This is a genomic window from Klebsiella sp. AqSCr (assembly GCF_008452795.1).
GTDB classification, from domain to species: Bacteria; Pseudomonadota; Gammaproteobacteria; order Enterobacterales; family Enterobacteriaceae; genus Klebsiella; species Klebsiella pneumoniae.
The window spans coordinates 1-17700 of the sequence record NZ_MJDM01000022.1 but is presented as its reverse complement, the minus strand read 5'-3'; the positions used below and the strand labels follow the sequence as shown (position 1 = coordinate 17700).

12 protein-coding genes and 1 pseudogene are annotated in these 17700 nt (G+C 45.9%); 5 read left to right on the top strand and 8 right to left on the bottom strand.

The window, feature by feature from the left end:
* Positions 1-482: 482 nt before the first annotated feature.
* Both BHE81_RS25645 and sopA read right to left on the bottom strand, forming a co-directional pair.
* Positions 483-1454 carry a ParB/RepB/Spo0J family plasmid partition protein gene (locus BHE81_RS25645; RefSeq protein ID WP_004182039.1) on the bottom strand — a complete coding sequence of 324 codons (972 nt, stop codon included), beginning with the start codon at positions 1452-1454 and terminating at the stop codon, positions 483-485.
* Entirely contained in the window at positions 1454-2620 is a 1167-nt protein-coding gene (gene sopA, locus BHE81_RS25640; protein ID WP_004182032.1) for a plasmid-partitioning protein SopA, read from the bottom strand. Before sopA ends, BHE81_RS25645 begins: the two co-directional genes overlap by 1 nt.
* Positions 2621-3371: 751 nt before the next feature.
* Here sopA and BHE81_RS25635 point away from each other — a divergent pair.
* Complete coding sequence (locus BHE81_RS25635; protein WP_004182030.1) at positions 3372-4382, top strand: RepB family plasmid replication initiator protein; 1011 nt, start codon at positions 3372-3374, stop codon at positions 4380-4382.
* Between the two features lie 717 nt (positions 4383-5099).
* Here the strand turns inward: BHE81_RS25635 and BHE81_RS25630 are convergent.
* Positions 5100-5840 (bottom strand): tyrosine-type recombinase/integrase, encoded by a 741-nt coding sequence (locus tag BHE81_RS25630; RefSeq protein ID WP_001515717.1) that lies wholly within the window; start codon positions 5838-5840, stop codon positions 5100-5102.
* Positions 5841-6983: 1143 nt separating this feature from the next.
* Here BHE81_RS25630 and BHE81_RS25625 point away from each other — a divergent pair.
* A complete protein-coding gene (locus tag BHE81_RS25625) occupies positions 6984-7931 on the top strand; it encodes a sensor domain-containing diguanylate cyclase (RefSeq protein ID WP_004182028.1) in 948 nt (315 codons plus the stop codon).
* Between the two features lie 26 nt (positions 7932-7957).
* Here BHE81_RS25625 and BHE81_RS25620 read toward each other — a convergent pair whose 3' ends face one another.
* Positions 7958-8200: an EAL domain-containing protein gene (locus BHE81_RS25620; protein WP_074428705.1), complete on the bottom strand. Its 243-nt coding sequence runs from the start codon at positions 8198-8200 to the stop codon at positions 7958-7960.
* An 88-nt stretch (positions 8201-8288) separates the two neighbouring features.
* Between BHE81_RS25620 and BHE81_RS25610 the strand changes: the two genes are divergently transcribed.
* Positions 8289-9257 (top strand): IS5-like element IS903B family transposase, encoded by a 969-nt coding sequence (locus BHE81_RS25610; protein ID WP_074385057.1) that lies wholly within the window; start codon positions 8289-8291, stop codon positions 9255-9257.
* A gap of 672 nt (positions 9258-9929) precedes the next feature.
* Here the strand turns inward: BHE81_RS25610 and BHE81_RS25605 are convergent.
* A complete protein-coding gene (locus BHE81_RS25605) occupies positions 9930-10187 on the bottom strand; it encodes a hypothetical protein (RefSeq protein ID WP_004197688.1) in 258 nt (85 codons plus the stop codon).
* 640 nt (positions 10188-10827) lie between these two features.
* Here BHE81_RS25605 and BHE81_RS28875 point away from each other — a divergent pair.
* Both BHE81_RS28875 and BHE81_RS28870 read left to right on the top strand, forming a co-directional pair.
* Positions 10828-11340: pseudogene (locus tag BHE81_RS28875) on the top strand (CSS-motif domain-containing protein); the annotation flags it as partial.
* A gap of 66 nt (positions 11341-11406) precedes the next feature.
* Positions 11407-12243 carry an EAL domain-containing protein gene (locus BHE81_RS28870; protein WP_004178087.1) on the top strand — a complete coding sequence of 279 codons (837 nt, stop codon included), beginning with the start codon at positions 11407-11409 and terminating at the stop codon, positions 12241-12243.
* 982 nt (positions 12244-13225) lie between these two features.
* Here BHE81_RS28870 and BHE81_RS25595 read toward each other — a convergent pair.
* The 3 genes from BHE81_RS25595 to BHE81_RS25585 form a co-directional block, all read right to left on the bottom strand.
* Positions 13226-14503, bottom strand: coding sequence for a DUF2254 domain-containing protein (locus BHE81_RS25595; protein WP_004152070.1), 1278 nt, complete (start codon positions 14501-14503; stop codon positions 13226-13228).
* Between the two features lie 62 nt (positions 14504-14565).
* Positions 14566-16563, bottom strand: coding sequence for a BCCT family transporter (locus BHE81_RS25590; RefSeq protein WP_004178088.1), 1998 nt, complete (start codon positions 16561-16563; stop codon positions 14566-14568).
* A gap of 151 nt (positions 16564-16714) precedes the next feature.
* Positions 16715-17412 (bottom strand): IS1 family transposase gene (locus BHE81_RS25585; RefSeq protein WP_223174975.1). Its coding sequence is split into 2 segments (ribosomal slippage): positions 16715-17163 and positions 17163-17412, totalling 699 coding nucleotides; the frame shifts between segments, so codons are not numbered across the junction.
* Positions 17413-17700 lie beyond the last annotated feature (288 nt).

Sequence of the window (17700 nt, the reverse complement as noted above, 5' to 3'; positions counted from 1 at the left end):
CAGCGCGTAGCGGCAGCAATTGACCTTTAAAAACTGGAGGAGATTAAACCGAATACACTGCGAAATTTGACAAATTGTACTCAGTATACTCGGCTCTAATCCCGATCCATTACTATTCAATCGCCAGATATTTCAGTTCTGCTGCAAGATTATTCCGCTCTTCGTGATGCAATCATGTCAAAAATCAGTTCGTCATTGACATCAATGCAACCATGGTCCCAGGCTGATAACCTGACCGACGATGCAGGTGGGACCGTGGTCCCAGGCTGGAAACCTAAACAACGATGCAGGTGGGACCGTGGTCCCAGGCAGCTAAGCTGACCGACGACGCAGGTGGGACCGTGGTCCCAGAAAGATAACCTGACCGACGATGCAGGTGGGACCGTGGTCTCAGAGAGAATATTTAGGCCAGTTATGTTTTCTGGCCTGTGAGAAAGGAAATGAAGTAAAGGGAGATAACCGTAGACTAAAGCGTGTCCGCATCAGACTCCTGGTTTCTCAAGCTCCTTAAGAATGGCTTCTATTTTCTCTATACACTCCACAGGAATGCGGGACCTATCCAGATTAAGCACCATTTTATCGCCCTTATACAATGCTGTTGCCCCTGGAGCAAACTGATGACGTGAGCTCAGATTAACCCTTGGAGAGGGAGATTGTTTCAGTACGGATGTTAAAAGACTAATGACCTCTTCAGCTTCAAAGATTAGTCCCGCTTTCTTCTGATCGTGGAGAGTCTCAGCCTGCTGCTTCAGTAATTCTTCTTTATCTGCAAAAGCCTTCTGAAGGGCTTCACCTGACCGGGCAGACAGTTCTCCAGGATGTGCAAACAGGGCAACAACGGATTTAGGCAGTTTGGCCGTATTAATACAGCGGGTAATGATCTTACGAGAGATGTTTTCCGCATCGGCAAGCGCAGAAATATTTCCTGCAAACTCATTCTGCAGCCGGCTTGTATAACGCAGGCCACGTTCATAAGCACTCGTCGGCCGATAATCGTTACCCAGTCGGGACAATGCAGCCATCTGCTCATCGTCCAGTTCACCAACCAGAACGCGATAATCACTTTCCGTCAGGATTGCGGCTTTACGGCGACGGCTGCCGTCTGCAATTTCTATGACATCAGAAACCCGGCGGCCGAAAGCTGGAGTCTGCTGACCGGTCAGTAAAAATGAAGGAATGAGATCATCCAGAGCATCTTCGGTAAGTAGTTCCTGATCGCGCTCATTGCCTGACCATACGCGTGAAGCGCTCTCAACAGAGTCTCCCCGGAGCACCTCAAGGGTAAATTTTACTTCCCGTCCACATACCGGAAGAGAGATAGCATTACCTCGGGCCATAGCACCCACGCGCGCAATTAATGAATCCACCATAGGTGCGGCTGGCGCCGGTGATGAAGTATCTTCAGTCGATTGAGTATGTGTGGTATGTCTTGGAATGACAGGAGCACGCTTCATTATCTAATCTCCCAGCGTGGTTTAATCAGACGATCAAAAATCTCATTGCAAACAGGTTCCCATATAGAGAGGGCATTACGCCAGGCGCCAGTTGAAGAACGTTGATCAATAGCCTGTTCAAAAACGGTTCTCATACGGATCTGACCTTTACCGACTTCATCCGTTTCGCGCACAACATTTTTAAGGACCATGCTTCCCCAGGCATCCCGAATTTGTTCTTCCATCCACGGGGACTGCGAGCCGTTATTATTACTGTATTTAGTAAGCAGAATACGGACATCTGGCTCAAAGCCTTTAAGATCCACGTTCTTAAGCAGGTCACGCAGCATATCGAAAAACTGCAGTGCGGAGGTGTAGTCGAAAAGCTCTGCCGGAGTAGGGACAATCAGTACATCAGCAGCGCATACAACATTTATCGTACCGATACCAAGGTTGGGTGCACTGTCGATAACTATCACGTCATAATCATGAGCGATAGTTTCAATGGCCAGACGGAGCATCAGGTGCGGGTCAGCAGGTAATTTGCCTTCGTCAAATTTCCCCATCAGCTCGGTTTCAATGCGGTGCAGTGCCAGACAGGACGGGATGATATCAAGGCCAGGCCAGCAGGTGGGCTTTATAGCGTAGCTGGCGTCATCCTTTTCCCCAAGATAAAAGGGCAGGAGAGTGTCCTCAGCATGAATATGAAGATCGGGCACCCATCCGTGATACATAGAAGCAGTTCCCTGTGGGTCATTGCCTTCAACAAGCAGAACACGGAGTCCTTTCAGAGCAAGATCCTGAGCCAGGTGAACGGATACTGAGGTTTTGTAAACACCACCTTTGTGAGCAGCAACACCAATCACCGGCGGAAACGCATCTTCAGCACGGCGCAGTCGTGTACCAAATACATCCCGCATGTGATTGATTTGCTCGATGGTATAACCAACGCGTTGCTCAACTCTCCCACGGGTTTCCATATCAGGGTGCGGCAGCCGGCCAGCTTTCTCGGCATCCCTGATAGCCTGAGATGACACGCCAACTAAATCAGCTGCTTCACCAATCCTCCAGCGCCGGGTTATTTTCCGGGCTTCCGGACTGTCATCATTAAACTGCGCAATGGCGATTGCTTTCGTCATTTCATGACCAGCACTTATGCACTGGTTGAGTGTATCCATGAGTCCCATACTGAACATCCTTTAATCTTCACTTTGCATTATTTTATTAAATCTTGGAATTTATTGCAAAGCAACAATAAAAACGCAAAGTGCACGAAAAAGTGCAAAGTGAACCGCATTGGGTGATGCAAAGAACGCAGGGGATTACAAAAGAGTACATACCGCAGTCAATATTAATCACTGCCGCTCGCCGCAGTAAGCGATCTCACGGAGTGAGAAAGCGGCGAGGAAGCGGAAAATCACAGAATTCACAGATTGCACGTACGTCGGGTTGCTAAAGATGGCTCTGGATAAGCCAGTTATAATGAAATTGACTGCGGTATGTAATATATTGACTATGGTATGATGCTTACCGCATCTGTGTCGAGAAAGAGGAAAGACGACTCAGCATACCGCAGTCAATGTTTCATTGTTGTACCTGTAGATCTCAATCTTCCAGAGCGTATTCAGGAAAATCAGGCCAGGGTTCTGGATATCTGGTATGGCGCTTCCGGCCTTGTATCTGGGTTATTCATGGTCTCGATCCAATAATTGATCCCAAGGAGATCATAGTGAGATCCAAAAGAGATCCCCGGATCGCTCCAGCATGCGCTGTAACTGGCTTTAACGTCTGTCTGGATCGACTGCGGAATGTAAAATGTTGACTGTTATATGCATAATCTAATACTGTGATATGCAACGGTATTTACAGAGGTATGTATATCCGTTGACTGCGATACGTATTACTACATCCTTTTGTGGATAACCGTTGAGGATCAAGATGACGAGCGAAAATAACAGCTTACTTCTGAACCTTCAGGAAGTTGATAAGACAACCGGCGAAGTTGTTAAGCTGGATGTCAACAGCACCAGTACCGTGCAGCCAGTAGCGCTCATGAGACTCGGTCTCTTCGTCCCAACTCTGAAATCAACAGGGAAGAGCAAGGCGAACCGGAAAAACGTTACAGACGCGACTGAGGAGCTTGTACAGCTGTCCATTGCCAAAAGCGAAGGGTACACTGACGTTAAGATCACCGGTTCGCGTCTTGATATGGACACGGATTTTAAAGTCTGGCTGGGGATAATTCGCTCCATGTCGGAGTATGGGGTAAAAAGTGACACCCTGGAACTGTCGTTCGTCGAATTCGTTAAGATGTGCGGATTTGACTCCCGTCGTTCAAACAAAAAAATGCGCGATCGCATCAGTAATTCCCTGTTTAAACTCGCCTCGGTTACGTTGAAGTTCCAGAGCGAGACCAAAGGATGGACCACCCATCTGGTGCAGTCAGCCTATTATGACATCAACGAGGATATCGTTGAGATCAAGGCTGAACCTAAGCTGTTTGAGCTTTACCACATGGACAGAAGGGTACTGCTGCGGCTGAAAGCCATTGACGCCCTGCAGCGCAAGGAATCAGCCCAGGCGCTTTATACCTACATCGAAAGTCTTCCCCAGAATCCTGCACCTATTTCCATGAAACGGATGCGTGAGCGGCTGAATCTCACCTCAAATGTCTATACGCAGAACCACACGGTGCGTAAGGCGATGGAGCAGCTGCGGGATATTGGTTATCTGGATTACACCGAGTTTAAACGTGGCCGAGCCACCTATTTCAGCGTGCATTATCGCAACCCCAAACTCATCAGTGGCCCTGTGAAGGTTCCGCGCAATGAGGAAGAAGAGAAGGCGCCAGAGCAAAATTATGACGAAGTCATTAAGGCGCTGAAGGCTGCGGGCATCGATCCTCTTAAACTGGCTGAAGCCCTCTCAGCGATGAAGCCAGAAAATTGACTGCGATATGCATATCATGACTGCCGTATGCCGCTAAGGACATTCCATTGACTGTGATATGCATCACGCATACCGCAGTCAATATTTATTCTCTATCATGTCTGCCCGGATCGAACAATATTGACTGTAATATGTGATTTCGGGTCTTGATACGCAGATATTGACTACGGCATGCGGGTTTAACGGGGGTATTCCCTGGTCTGTTCACTATTTCATGGGTGATAACATGCCACAGTCAATTTTTCAGTAAAGCTCTATACCCCTTACGAAGATCTCAATCGGATGCTGAGACGGTCATGTTACCTGATGGTATCCGTTCCCCTGTGTACTGCAGATTTAGCCCGGCAGGATGAGACTGCAGCTGTTTGTATAACCCGGCGCCAGCTTCACGCTGCTAAATGCGATCAGGAAACGGGAGCCGGATGGCAGAAAAATGTGGGCCACAGATGGTCAATGACTGTCGCATTTAACGGGATGATTCGCTGAGCTTTCAGGAAATAACGCACCGTGGGATGCACGGCCAGAATGCCTGCATTGTGCCCTGTCTTGTCTGCGGTATGTTGATGCCTGCAGGATTGCAGGTCACCGGGTAAGACCACGGCGGTTCAGTCATCAGCATGATGGACTGGTGTGCTGGAGCAGGGAGGGGGCTGAATGCGCTCTGCTCCTGTATTCCGTATTAGCGGAATACAGGACGTCATGCCAGGCGTGCCAATCTCAGCCGGCCGGGGGCAGGGAGCGAAGGATCTCCGCGGCATCGCGACCGTCACCGGTAAAGGGAACGGCCAGGGTGGCAGCCATGTCCAGCGCAAATACCCGGGTATAGACTTCCATCGAGCGCGGATCCTTATGCCCGGCCAGTGCCTGGATGACCTTCCTGGGCTGCCGGTGATAAAGCATGTGCATAATATAGCTGTGACGGAAAGTATGCGGCGTCACGGGGATCGAAAAATGCACGCCGTCAGCTTCAGCCCGCTTCACCGCCTGTTTCAGCCAGTTGCGCATTGTCTCATCCGTGACCGGCCATAACGGCTCACGCCGGCGGGGGCGGGTGGTGACCATCCAGCTTTCCATCTGACGCACAAAACTGGCATCCGTCAGCGGCACCAGTCGCACTTCATCTTTTGGTGGCCGCCCGCGCCGCGCGCGCACTTTCTCCGACAGCACCCTAACAAACGGGCGCAGACCATCCAGGTCGAACGATTCCGGGGTGAGCGTCCGGGCTTCACCGATACGGATCCCGGTATTCCACATGGTGGCGAACAACATGTGGTGACGCTGGTCAGGCATATACCAGAGGAGGGCGCTCACTTCCGGCGCCAGGAGGTAAGCCGGCGTGGCACCTGTTGAGGTGGCCATCCGCCGGAGTGCCACCGCGGTCGCAAAATCAACGCCCGGGGCGATCGGCAGCAGGGAGACGCGTTCTGGTGAATTCTGCAGGGGAATGATGCTGTTCATGAGTTATTTTTCACGTAGCGCACGCACTGTTTATGGATACAGGTATTTTGCACCTGACGGGCCGATCCTGCCATGACAATAAATCGCAGCGCGCGGATCTTTTTGTTGTCTTATCCCGCATTATTGCGGGTAAAACCAAATACGTAAAGGATCCTTTTTCTGCTCAGATCCTCCATGAAGCCAGTCATGACGCGGGTTGATGGCTGTTTTACGGTTTTTGGGAGAATTGGAGTAATGCCAGGATGTACATGTTAGGCAGGAAACAGAAGAGAAGAGAGCGCTACGCGATTTCCGGCCTGGTACACCCCTGTAACCTTGCGGGATTTCGCGTAACGCTTTCATAAGTTTACAACAGAAGAGAAAAGATAATTGCTGAAAAATGAAGTCCGTAAGTTAAATAAAAAATCATGATCCGTCCGGCACTATGTACTTAGCTGTCGTTTAGGTCTTAGGTGTTTTTGCTAAATTACGATGGTATCCCTTGTAAGAGTAATCTGGCTTGTCCTGCACATCTTCAGGTGACAATTCAGTGCAATTTCAGGGATTAATCCTTTTGTCGTCTGCAGAATCTCTCTATAAACGGGCTGTTTGTTGGTTCGCCAGAAGGAAAAAATTTAGCGTCGCGCAGATTCAGGCTGTGTTGAACTTTTCTGTTCTGTATCAACAGTTCCTGTCTTAAGCTGATACAATATACCCTCAGTAGAAAATATTGGATAAGGAAACTATGTACCTTCCTGGACAATTTTCTTGAACCTTTCATGCCGTCTCGTCTTGTTCAGATTCAGAACTGCCATACGTTTCTTCAGCCACTGGTTTTCATAAGAAACCATGAAGATCAAGCATTAATGTCTTTACATTTATTTGAACAGATGCGCTTTAATTGTGCCACAAAAAATAAGTCATTGTAAGTTATGGCGATTTTTAATATACAAATCATTATGCATTCTGAATACATGGAAGTGTATAATGAGCGCTTCAGGTCACAGATGATTAGATGTAACAGTTCACTATTCATCATGATTTATTGGAAACTTGTTAAGTTTTATATGATTATGAGATATTGGGATTATTGAGTTCCAGGACAATTCTGATAAGATAGCGATAACCAACACTACCCTGCAATAACCACTCAAGATGAAAATTATGACAAACCATAAAGAAGAGAACAGGTTATTATCATTATATTCTATGGGGATCCTTGATACAAAATATGAAGAACGATTTGACAGATTGACGAGGATTGCCACCAAACTCTTTGATGTACCAATAGCACTTGTTTCATTAATTGATAGAGACAGGCAATGGTTTAAGTCATGTTATGGGCTGAAGATAAAAGAGACAGATAGAAGTGATTCATTTTGTACAATAGCAGTAGATCTTAGTGAACCATTAATAGTGCCCGATGCAAGCCTTGATCCAAGATTCAAAGAAAATAAATTAGTTAAAAATGATCCTTATATCCGGTTTTATGCAGGGCATCCCGTAAGACTGCCAGATGGTGAGATAGCTGGAACAATATGTATTATTGATACAGAACCAAGAGTATTAACCAGAGATGACTTCTTATTGCTTAAAGATTTAGCAGAAATCGTAGAGGATGAGTTTAGAATAATAAACGAAGCAACTACTGATCCTTTGACAGGTATATGTAACCGGCGTTCTTTCGCCCTAATGACGGATGAATCGTTAAGAAAAGCCAAAAAAAAGAAAAAAACATTCTGTGTTCTGATCATAGATCTCGATAATTTTAAACCAATCAATGATAACTTCGGTCATTCAGAAGGTAATGAAGTACTTTGCAATTTTGCAGATATGCTGGAAGATCTTAGTAGTTCAAAAAGCGTTGTTGCAAGATTAGGAGGTGATGAATTTGGTGTTCTATTACCCGAGTCAACCTATAAAGAAGCAGAAGAATTCCTTCATAAATTGAGGGCCGGGATTACCAGCTACAATCTTAATTCTCAAAAAAAATACAACATAGATTTTTCTGCAGGGATTATTGAATATGATGAGGAAATTCATACTGAATGCTCTGCTATCATGCAGGATGCAGACGAAAGAATGTATGAAATTAAAAAGGGAAAACGATAGTATATGAAAAAATAGGACATACAGCCCTATTTTTTTTGGCCCCTCAAAAAATCAATCAGTTGATCACCTGACAAAGGCTTCGAATAATAATAACCTTGAAATTCATCGCAATTCATATTTTTTAGCAATTCAAACTGTTCATTATTTTCCACACCTTCTGCGACTATACCTAAACTGAAAGCTTTTCCAAGAGACACTATGCTTCTTACAATAGATAAGTCCCGTGCAACGTGGGCAATACCACTAATGAATGTTCTGTCTAACTTAATCGCATCAAATGGAAATTCTCTTAGATAGTTGAGAGAGGAATATCCAGTCCCAAAATGGCTTTGTTGAATAAATCGAACTTTTGCTGAGTTGAAGGATCAGATCACGTATCTTCCCGACAACGCAGACCGTTCCGTGGCAAAGCAAAAGTTCAAAATCACCAACTGGCCCACCTACAATAAAGCCCTCATCAACCGTGGCTCCATAACTTTCTGGCTGGATGATGAAGCTATTCAGGCCTGGTATGAGTCAGCAACACCTTCTTCACGAGGCAGACCTCAGCGCTATTCTGACCTTGCCATCACGACTGTGCTGGTCATTAAACGCGTATTCAGGCTGACCCTGCGCGCTGCGCAGGGCTTTATTGATTCCATTTTTTCTCTGATGAACGTTCCGCTACGCTGCCCGGATTACAGCTGTGTCAGCAGGCGGGCAAAGTCGGTTAATGTCAGTTTCAAAACGCCCACCCAGGGTGAAATCGCACACCTGGTAATTGATTCCACCGGGCTGAAGGTCTTCGGTGAAGGCGAGTGTAAAGTCAAAAAGCATGGCCAGGAACGCCGTCGTATATGGCGAAAGTTGCATCTGGCAGTTGACAGCAACACACATGAAATCATCTGTGCAGACCTGTCGCTGAACAATGTGACGGACTCAGAAGCCTTCCCGGGTCTTATCCGGCAGACTCACAGAAAAATCAGGGCAGCATCGGCAGACGGCGCTTACGACACCCGGCTCTGTCACGATGAACTGCGGCGTAAGAAAATCAGCGCGCTTATCCCACCCCGAAAAGGTGCGGGTTACTGGCCCGGTGAATATGCAGACCGTAACCGTGCAGTGGCTAATCAGCAAATGACCGGGAGTAATGCGCGGTGGAAATGGACAACAGATTACAACCGTCGCTCGATAGCGGAAACGGCGATGTACCGGGTAAAACAGCTGTTCGGGGGTTCACTGACGCTGCGTGACTACGATGGTCAGGTTGCGGAGGCTATGGCCCTGGTACGAGCGCTGAACAAAATGACGAAAGCAGGTATGCCTGAAAGCGTGCGTATTGCCTGAAAACACAACCCGCTACGGGGGAGACTTACCCGAAATCTGATTTATTCAACAAAGCCTATAAAAGAAATAAAGAAAAAGATGAAACTGGCTAGCACATATGAGTTGTATCAATTCGCGTATATGTTAAAATCACTCACGGACTCGACCTAATCTCCTTTTTTAATTGTTAACACAGGTATTTTTATGTTATTGTATGTTGTTTTGTCTATTTCGCTGGTTTTATTATATGGGATGATAATAAAATATAAAGTGAAGTCAAGGAAATCACAGGGTACTGTAAAAAAGCCTATGGCAATCAGAAATAATAGAAATCTAAAGTAGATTCAAAGAGAATAGCTTTCGGGTATAAATGTAGTTATTCCGTCTTCAGTAAGTTAATGATAAATGCTTTACTCTACCTGATGTTATACAGGACGAGTTTTTCTCACTTTTATCTAATGTGTATATTGTTTTTTCTTTATATCTAAAACTGAAGTCATTGATTCCAGACAGGGCGCGATGACGGTAGTTATCCCGCCTTGTCATCGCACAAGAATACTGAAACTCTACGGCCAATCCGACTGACCAGAATAATCAGAATTATTATTGCACAACAAATTTCATTTTCCTCACGTCAGTGATTCCGGCGGGCGTTAAGTAAAAACGGAGATGTTCTGCCAAATAATTTATGATTTAATGTAGCTCTATATTATTTTTCCCGGAAATTAGTTGCAACAGATATATTCTGTCTTTCTCAATGAGAGCTGGAAATGTATCGCCAGCAGCTGCCAGCAGAGACCATACTTCCAGGATAGCATAGGCCTTTGTATATTCAAGTGCGAAACCTAACCCTTCCAGAGAACCTGCTCTGCGAATATGTTCACATATTGCATTTTCACATACCCGTGTTAAGGCTTCATAACTGAGCGAAAAATCATATTTTTTATCCATCTTAAGCTATCTTCACCCAAATGCAGATATCCGGTTACACGTTGCAATGCGTAACATTATCAATAATAACCCGATTATAACATGAATTTTCGTTTTGTAATGCCGATGTCACACAACATTTTACTCTGTTTTTTTCAAAAAAGAGTGTCTTTATTTTGGTGTACACCTAAGTGTGCGATCGCCCAGCAAGAAATGAATATTCGTTCTATACTAGTGGGTAAAAAACCGCATTACATGCATCGCTTAAAAGTTGCACCATGCATCTGGAGCCTTCACGAGGCTATTAATAACGCATGAATTATCTCTGTAAATCATAACCAGTATCTATCCGAACCATGTCACATTATTTGATTCATACCCGGGATGAGTAAGGCAAGAATAGGTATACTGGAATAGTATGTTCAGTGCCAGCTAATCGGTCAGTGAAGTTGGCGAAAATATAGCTTTATATCTTTTCAATTTGAGGGGAGATCTGCATGGTTAGTCGTAAGCTGGAACGTTTGATTAGCCCTGGAAAGTGGATACATAATCTATCAGTCCTCTCTTTATCGATTCTTTCAGCTGGTATATTTTTTTTGTATTATCTGAGAGCGTATCTTACCTGATTTTTCGGGATAAAATTAAAGACTATACTTCCGATGTGCTTGTTCGCTCTGAATCGCTCCTGGTTCAGACTGAATCTGTCAAGACTGCTGCAAAGTCACATTTGAATATAGGAGACAGTCCATGTACTAATGAAAATATCCTACATCTTCGGGTTGTAGTATGGCCCTATCCGTTGATTAAAGATGTTGGCTACATCATAAAAGGAGAATTAGCCTGTAGTGCTCTGTGGGGGAGTTTACGTCCCACCTTAAGTCTGGAACATTTTGATAAAAAATGGACTTCGCGGGAAGGAGTGTGGCTTTTTGGTATTAAGCTTATGGATGATATATCCGTCAATGGATATATTTCTGAAGGTATTATGGTGACCCTATCACCATTTGTCTTCAGACGATTCGAAACTGATATGTATTCAAAAAACTTTAGCGCTGTTGTCGGAAATAGTAAGCATGACAGGCATTACTTCAATATAGGACCTGATGCTCCTCTTCTTGATCGGCATGATAGCGTTCCACTAAGGTTTAGAGTGTTTAGGGCATGTAGCCTACATTATGATCTCTGTGTTGCAGGAGGTGGGTATTTTACGGGGATATTTTCAGAGCACTGGAGCATACAAATGTTATTAGTAACAGTGTCACTACTTTCCGGTTTAATGATTTATATTATCATTATGAACAGAGCAGAACTCAATAGTTCACTATCTGCAAGGTTTGTAAAGGCTTTGAAAAATGAAGCCCTGTCGCTGGTCTATCAACCTATTTACAGAATTGAAGACGGACAGATCTGCGGATTTGAGGCCTTGCTCAGATGGAAAGATGAAAGACTCGGGAATATTAGCCCTGAAGTATTTATACCGCTTTCTGAAAGGGAAGGGTTGCAGGAGGATGTGACTTTATTCGTCATTAACCATGCTATCCGAGAATTTATCCATACTGCTATTCAGAATGAAATATTTTTGAGCGTAAACATTAATCCAAGCGATCTTGATTCAGAAAAATTCAGGGATAAACTACTAGGATTAATTTCTGAATATAACATCCCATATAAAACAATCCTTCTTGAAATTACGGAGCGTCAAGGAGGGGATTTTGAAGGTATGAAAATTCACATTGATAAATATAAAAATCATGGTGTCAGGTTTGCCATCGATGACTTTGGGACAGGATATTCTAATCTTAATCTGGTAACTGCGCTTGATGTAGATGAAATAAAAATAGACAAATCGCTAACTAGTGCTATTGGTACTGAATCTTTACGATATGATCTTCTTCCCGGACTGCATGAGATGTTCCGCTCCATTGCAGATAAGATTGTGTTTGAGGGTGTAGAGACTCAGGAGCAGGTGAACTATCTGAAGACGTTCTGGCCACAGAGTTATGCTCAGGGCTGGTATTACTCCAGAGCGCTTCCGCTGGAAGAAGCGAGAAAACTTACCATCCGGGAATTGAACTGACCGGCACTTTCAGCGCAAACACTCAGCAATTGCTTGCCGATCAGCTGGTAGAAATTGAAGGGCAGTGTAATCACCTGCTGCTGGCGCAGGGGAAAGCGTTACTGAAAAGTCGTTCTGAACTGCTTAAATAACAGAGAAACCAGGATGTGATTTGATGCAAAACACGGAACAGCGAATGTAATATTTACTGAGATGAGCGAGCTTTGTCTCATAGTACAGAGGAGTCGGGGCTGCCAGTATCCGGTAGACAGCATTATTCGTCTGCAACATAACTCTGCTGGTTGCTGCGGATAACTACTCAGCGCCTTCCAGAGATGGCATTGATGAAAGTAGTAGAAAAAACCTGGAATCTTTGAAGATGTGTCCCTACCTCAGGGGGCTGGAGTGCCATCTGGCCCTAATTCAGCACAGTGCTGCAGATATGTGTTATGTACAAGTAGACACTGTCTTGAAAATCAGAAGTCGTTGAGGGTTGAATGCAATTCCAATATTTGCTTCAGCAGATAACGAGGACCGCTATCTATTGCATCTAGTGAATAGGAAGCCGTTTCCATTTTTCTCTAAAGCAACTGGTGTTGACATCCTGAATTCCTTCAAATGTCTGATATTCCTTTTTTCAAAGCACTAGAAAAATACCCGAAAGCTGTTAATCTAATACATTGACTGACCATACAGTACAGCGTTATTTTGTTGGGTTTACTTCACGTACTTTTTATTGTCGGATACTGTTGGGAAAAGACACAAAGAAGCAAGCCATTAAGCGGAATACTGCGTAGGGTTAGAATATACAATTAACTTTTCCGTGATAGGACTAGTGATAACAATATTTCCAGCATGGGCTGACAGGAGTATAGATGGAACTGCTCTCCATAGGTTAATACATCTCGCAATTAACACGCCCGCATATGCCACAAAACTGACGCCCATTCTCGGAATTTTTTTTGCCATTATCTTTCCTGCGGCCTAATTACTTTCCCCACAACTATGGTTTTTTATTAGAGTCTTCACCACTAAATAAATTATAATAAATTGATTTTATTAGACATCTGTCAGAATCTATATGGTCAGCACGTATTGCATGCTCTAATGTTTCAAATGCTAAATTATGCGCGGCCTCAGAAAATATCCCAGGCCAACCCTTACTCAGCATAGACAGTCCTTTAAGGACTCTTATCTGTATCTCCCTCATACCGGCACCATCGCGCGCGACAGGTGAGAAAAAGTCTTCCAGTAGATCGTTATTCTGAAGTGGTGCAACATGAACTGAAGGATATTTCACTTCTATTTCATCAGATTTATTCTGCGCGTAAGTGGAAAGTATACGAACACCTCTGCCAATGACATCAATGGCGGTTCCAGGATCGTTCACTGCGGGGGAAAGTGCCCGGCAGGCTATTTCGGCCATGACGCTAAGACAAAATCGGGGATCCTGAGCAAATGAACGTACATCCGAGACAATAATCGTCTCAAGTAAATCGGCGCTGATTGATGACTCCTGGCCTTGACTCAGGTACAAAACGGGCATGGATGGATGGATGAAACTGCCTGGCTGCGCCACGAGGTATACATGACGGGGATCATTGGTCAGCAGCTTGCTAAGTTTCACCATATTAATATATTCAACATAGCCAATCTTCTTCGGATAAACTGCAACCGTTCCTTTCGGCTGTTCATTGTTCTCAAGCCATGGATATCCGCCGAGACAGGGATTTCTTGCTCTCGCAATAAATGTTTCGATGGCCGCCTGTTCTACTTTTGCCGTTGTCTCACCTACCCTTCCCAGAGAGGTCAAATGCTGTATCCAGCGAAGCAATGTGATGAGGATTAAGGCAATGACAACCAGTGTGACAATGAATAAAATGACTCTCCCCCTTTCTCCATAAGCTCCCATACTGAGGGCAATAATCCCTACCAGACTGAAGAGAAAAGAACCGATGAAGGTGGCCAGTACATTTTGTGTGGTTACGTCTTCAACAACTAAACGCGTAGCTCTGGGAGTCACATTAGTAGTGGCTGAACCGTAGGCTGTGACCATGATACTCAACGAAAAAGTGGTCACTGCCAGCATACTCGATGCCAGTATGTTCAGAATGTTATCGACTGCTTCCGCACCAACCTTCACGGAAACCGACTCAGGTATCATTGATTTAAAAAGAATTGATAAAAGGGCCGTTATTATCGCGACAATGGCGAATAACGTTGCCCTGAACCATAGCTTTTTAACTGTCTGCTTCAGAATCCATTTCCAGCGTGAAATCATTCTGCATTCCTCATATTGCGGCCGGGATAAATAATTGCCGCCCCCAGGACGGCATGTTGCTATTAACGAACGAGGTGCAGGAAGTGCAGATGTTTTTCGTACTGGTCCAGTATGTCATTAATCAGCTGCTCCTGGTTCCAGCCCATCACATCATAATTTTGACCGCCTTCTTTGAGATATACCTCAGCGCGATAATATCTATGTTGTTCAGTCTGCTGCTCATTATTATCCATCGCGGCGAGCGCGAAGGTCGGTGAGCTATACCCGCGAAGCCTCACTTCATATATAAAATTCAGCTCGTTACCCAAATCGACTTCAAGACGAATACGATCCTCGACTGCGTCACTGATGTGGCTTATCGTCCCCTGCTTGTTCAGCTCTTCCTGAACCAGCGTCATGGCGGGCTGGATGACGTCGTCCATAAAACGTTTCACAAGAGATCGCTTCGGCAGATACGCGATATTGCGTAACCTTCTCTGCCAGGGAATTGGGTTACGTGCAGCCGTAGGAGCAATTGTCGCCATGCTCAGGCTTTCACGCTTGGTCAAATCCCGGCGCAAAGCTTTTAAAAGTCCGTATATGGATATCAGTAAGATCACTGAGAAAGGCAATGCACTCGCTATTGTCACTGTTTGCAGCGCACTTAGCCCTCCGGCAAGGAGAAGCGCAATTGCGACAATGCCCATGAGCGAGGCCCAAAATATTCGCTGCCAGACGGGTGTGTTTGCCACTCCACCTGTTGCCAGAGTATCAACTACCATTGCCCCCGAGTCAGCAGACGTGACAAAGAAGACGATGACCATCGCCATTGCGATGAATGACAGCACGGAAGAGAACGGGAAATGCTCCAGGAAATTAAACAGGGCCAGCGCCACATCCTGCTGAACAGTATTGGCGAGGTCTGTGGCCCCCTGGTTCATAATGAGATAGATCGCGCTGTTACCAAACACTGTCATCCACATTAGCGTAAAACCCGCGGGAACAAACAGCACGCCGGTGACAAACTCGCGAATGGTTCGCCCGCGGGAGACCCGTGCGATGAACATCCCCACAAACGGCGACCATGAAAGCCACCATCCCCAGTACAGTAATGTCCAGCCCCCCAGCCATTTGCTCGACTTAGGCTCATACGCGTAAAGGTTGAACGTTTTACTCACCAGTTCCGAAAGATAACCGCCCGTATTTTCCACAAATGACTTCAGCAGAAGCACGGTTGGTCCCAGACACAGGACCAGCGCCAGGAGCAACAACGCCAGACCCAGATTGAGCTCAGACAGGATACGTATTCCCTTATCCAGGCCGGACACCACTGAAATCGTCGCTAACCCCGTGATGACCACGATCAGAATAACCTGCACCGTTTCATTGATGGGCACCCCGAAAAGATGGTTCAAACCGGCATTCACCTGCAAAACGCCGTAACCCAGCGATGTCGCGACGCCAAAGACCGTGCCTATAACAGCGAAAATATCAACCGCATGGCCTACAGGCCCGTATATGCGATCGCCAATAATGGGATAGAGTGCGGAGCGCAGAGTTAAAGGCAGACCGTGACGGTAACTGAAGAACGCCAGAATCAGCGCCACAATGGCATAAATTGCCCATGCGTGCAGTCCCCAGTGGAAGAAGGTCAGACGCATTGCTTCCTTGGCTGCCGCAACGGTTTCTGGCGTGCCAACGGGAGGCGAAAGATAATGCATTACAGGTTCGGCAACGCCAAAGAACATCAGGCCGATCCCCATCCCTGCCGAAAAAAGCATCGCAAACCAGGAATGGTAGCTGAAATCAGGCTGCGCATGGTCCGGGCCCAGCTTGATATCACCGTAGCGTGAGAGTCCAAGGAACGTGACACTTAGTAAAATCAGGGCCACAGCAAGGATGTAGAACCAGCTGGCATTCGTGAAGATTTGTTGCTGTAGTAGTTTAAAATTTTTGTCGGCGACATCCGGGAATACGGCGGCAAAGGCGACAAGAAGGAAAATTAGCAAAGCAGATGTAAAGAATACCGCTTTGTTAATCTGGCTTGTAGACTTCTTCGGGATTGTATCATTATCACTCATAATCATTTATTCCATTAATTAAATCCGCACTGGATAGACGGTACTACCTTTCACAGAGTAGCAAAGTTCAACTGGCTATGCGGCGTTAATCGGAACGCATGGTGTAATGAGTTCCGATACAAATCACCCGATATTCGGTAATGACTCCAACTTACTGATAGTGTTTTATGTTCAGATAATGCCCGATGACCTTGTCATACAGCTCCACCGATTTTGAGAACGACAGTGACTTCCGTCCCAGCCTTGCCAGATGTTGTCGCAGATTCAGGTTATGTCGCTCAATGCGCTGAGTGTAACGCTTGCTGATAACGTGCAGCTTTCCCTTCAGGCGGGATTCATACAGCGGCCAGCCATCCGTCATCCATACCACGACCTCAAAGGCCGACAGCAGGCTCAGAAGACGCTCCAGTGTGGCCAGAGTGCGTTCACCGAAGACGTGCGCCACAACCGTCCTCCGTATCCTGTCATACGCGTAAAACAGCCAGCGCTGACGTGATTTAGCACCGACGTAGCCCCACTGTTCGTCCATTTCAGCGCAGACAATCACATCACTGCCCGGTTGTATGCGCGAGGTTACCGACTGCGGCCTGAGTTTTTTAAGTGACGTAAAACCGTGTTGAGGCCAACGCCCATAATGCGTGCACTGGCGCGACATCCGACGCCATTCATGGCCATATCAATGATTTTCTGGTGCGTACCGGGCTGAGAGGCGGTGTAAGTGAACTGTAGCTGCCATGTTTTACGGCAATGAGAGCAGAGATAGCGCTGATGTCCGGCAGTGCTTTTGCCGTTACGCACCACGCCTTCAGTAGCGGAGCAGGAAGGACATCTGATGGAAATGGAAGCCACGCAAGCACCTTAAAATCACCATCATACACTAAATCAGTAAGTTGGCAGCATTACCAATCATCTGTTCTCCAATGACTGGTCTAAAAACTAGTATTAAGACTATCACTTATTTAAGTGATATTGGTTGTCTGGAGATTCAGGGGGCCAGTCTAGTGATCTTGACCCTCCATCTCCGAACAGCTTTTGTATCTTAAGTTAACGATGTCCGCTGCCGCCGGTATTCCCTCGGGGAGTGATATCCCAGCGCGCTGTGCGGGTGGTTTTCATTGTAATGCGTGAACGCTACTG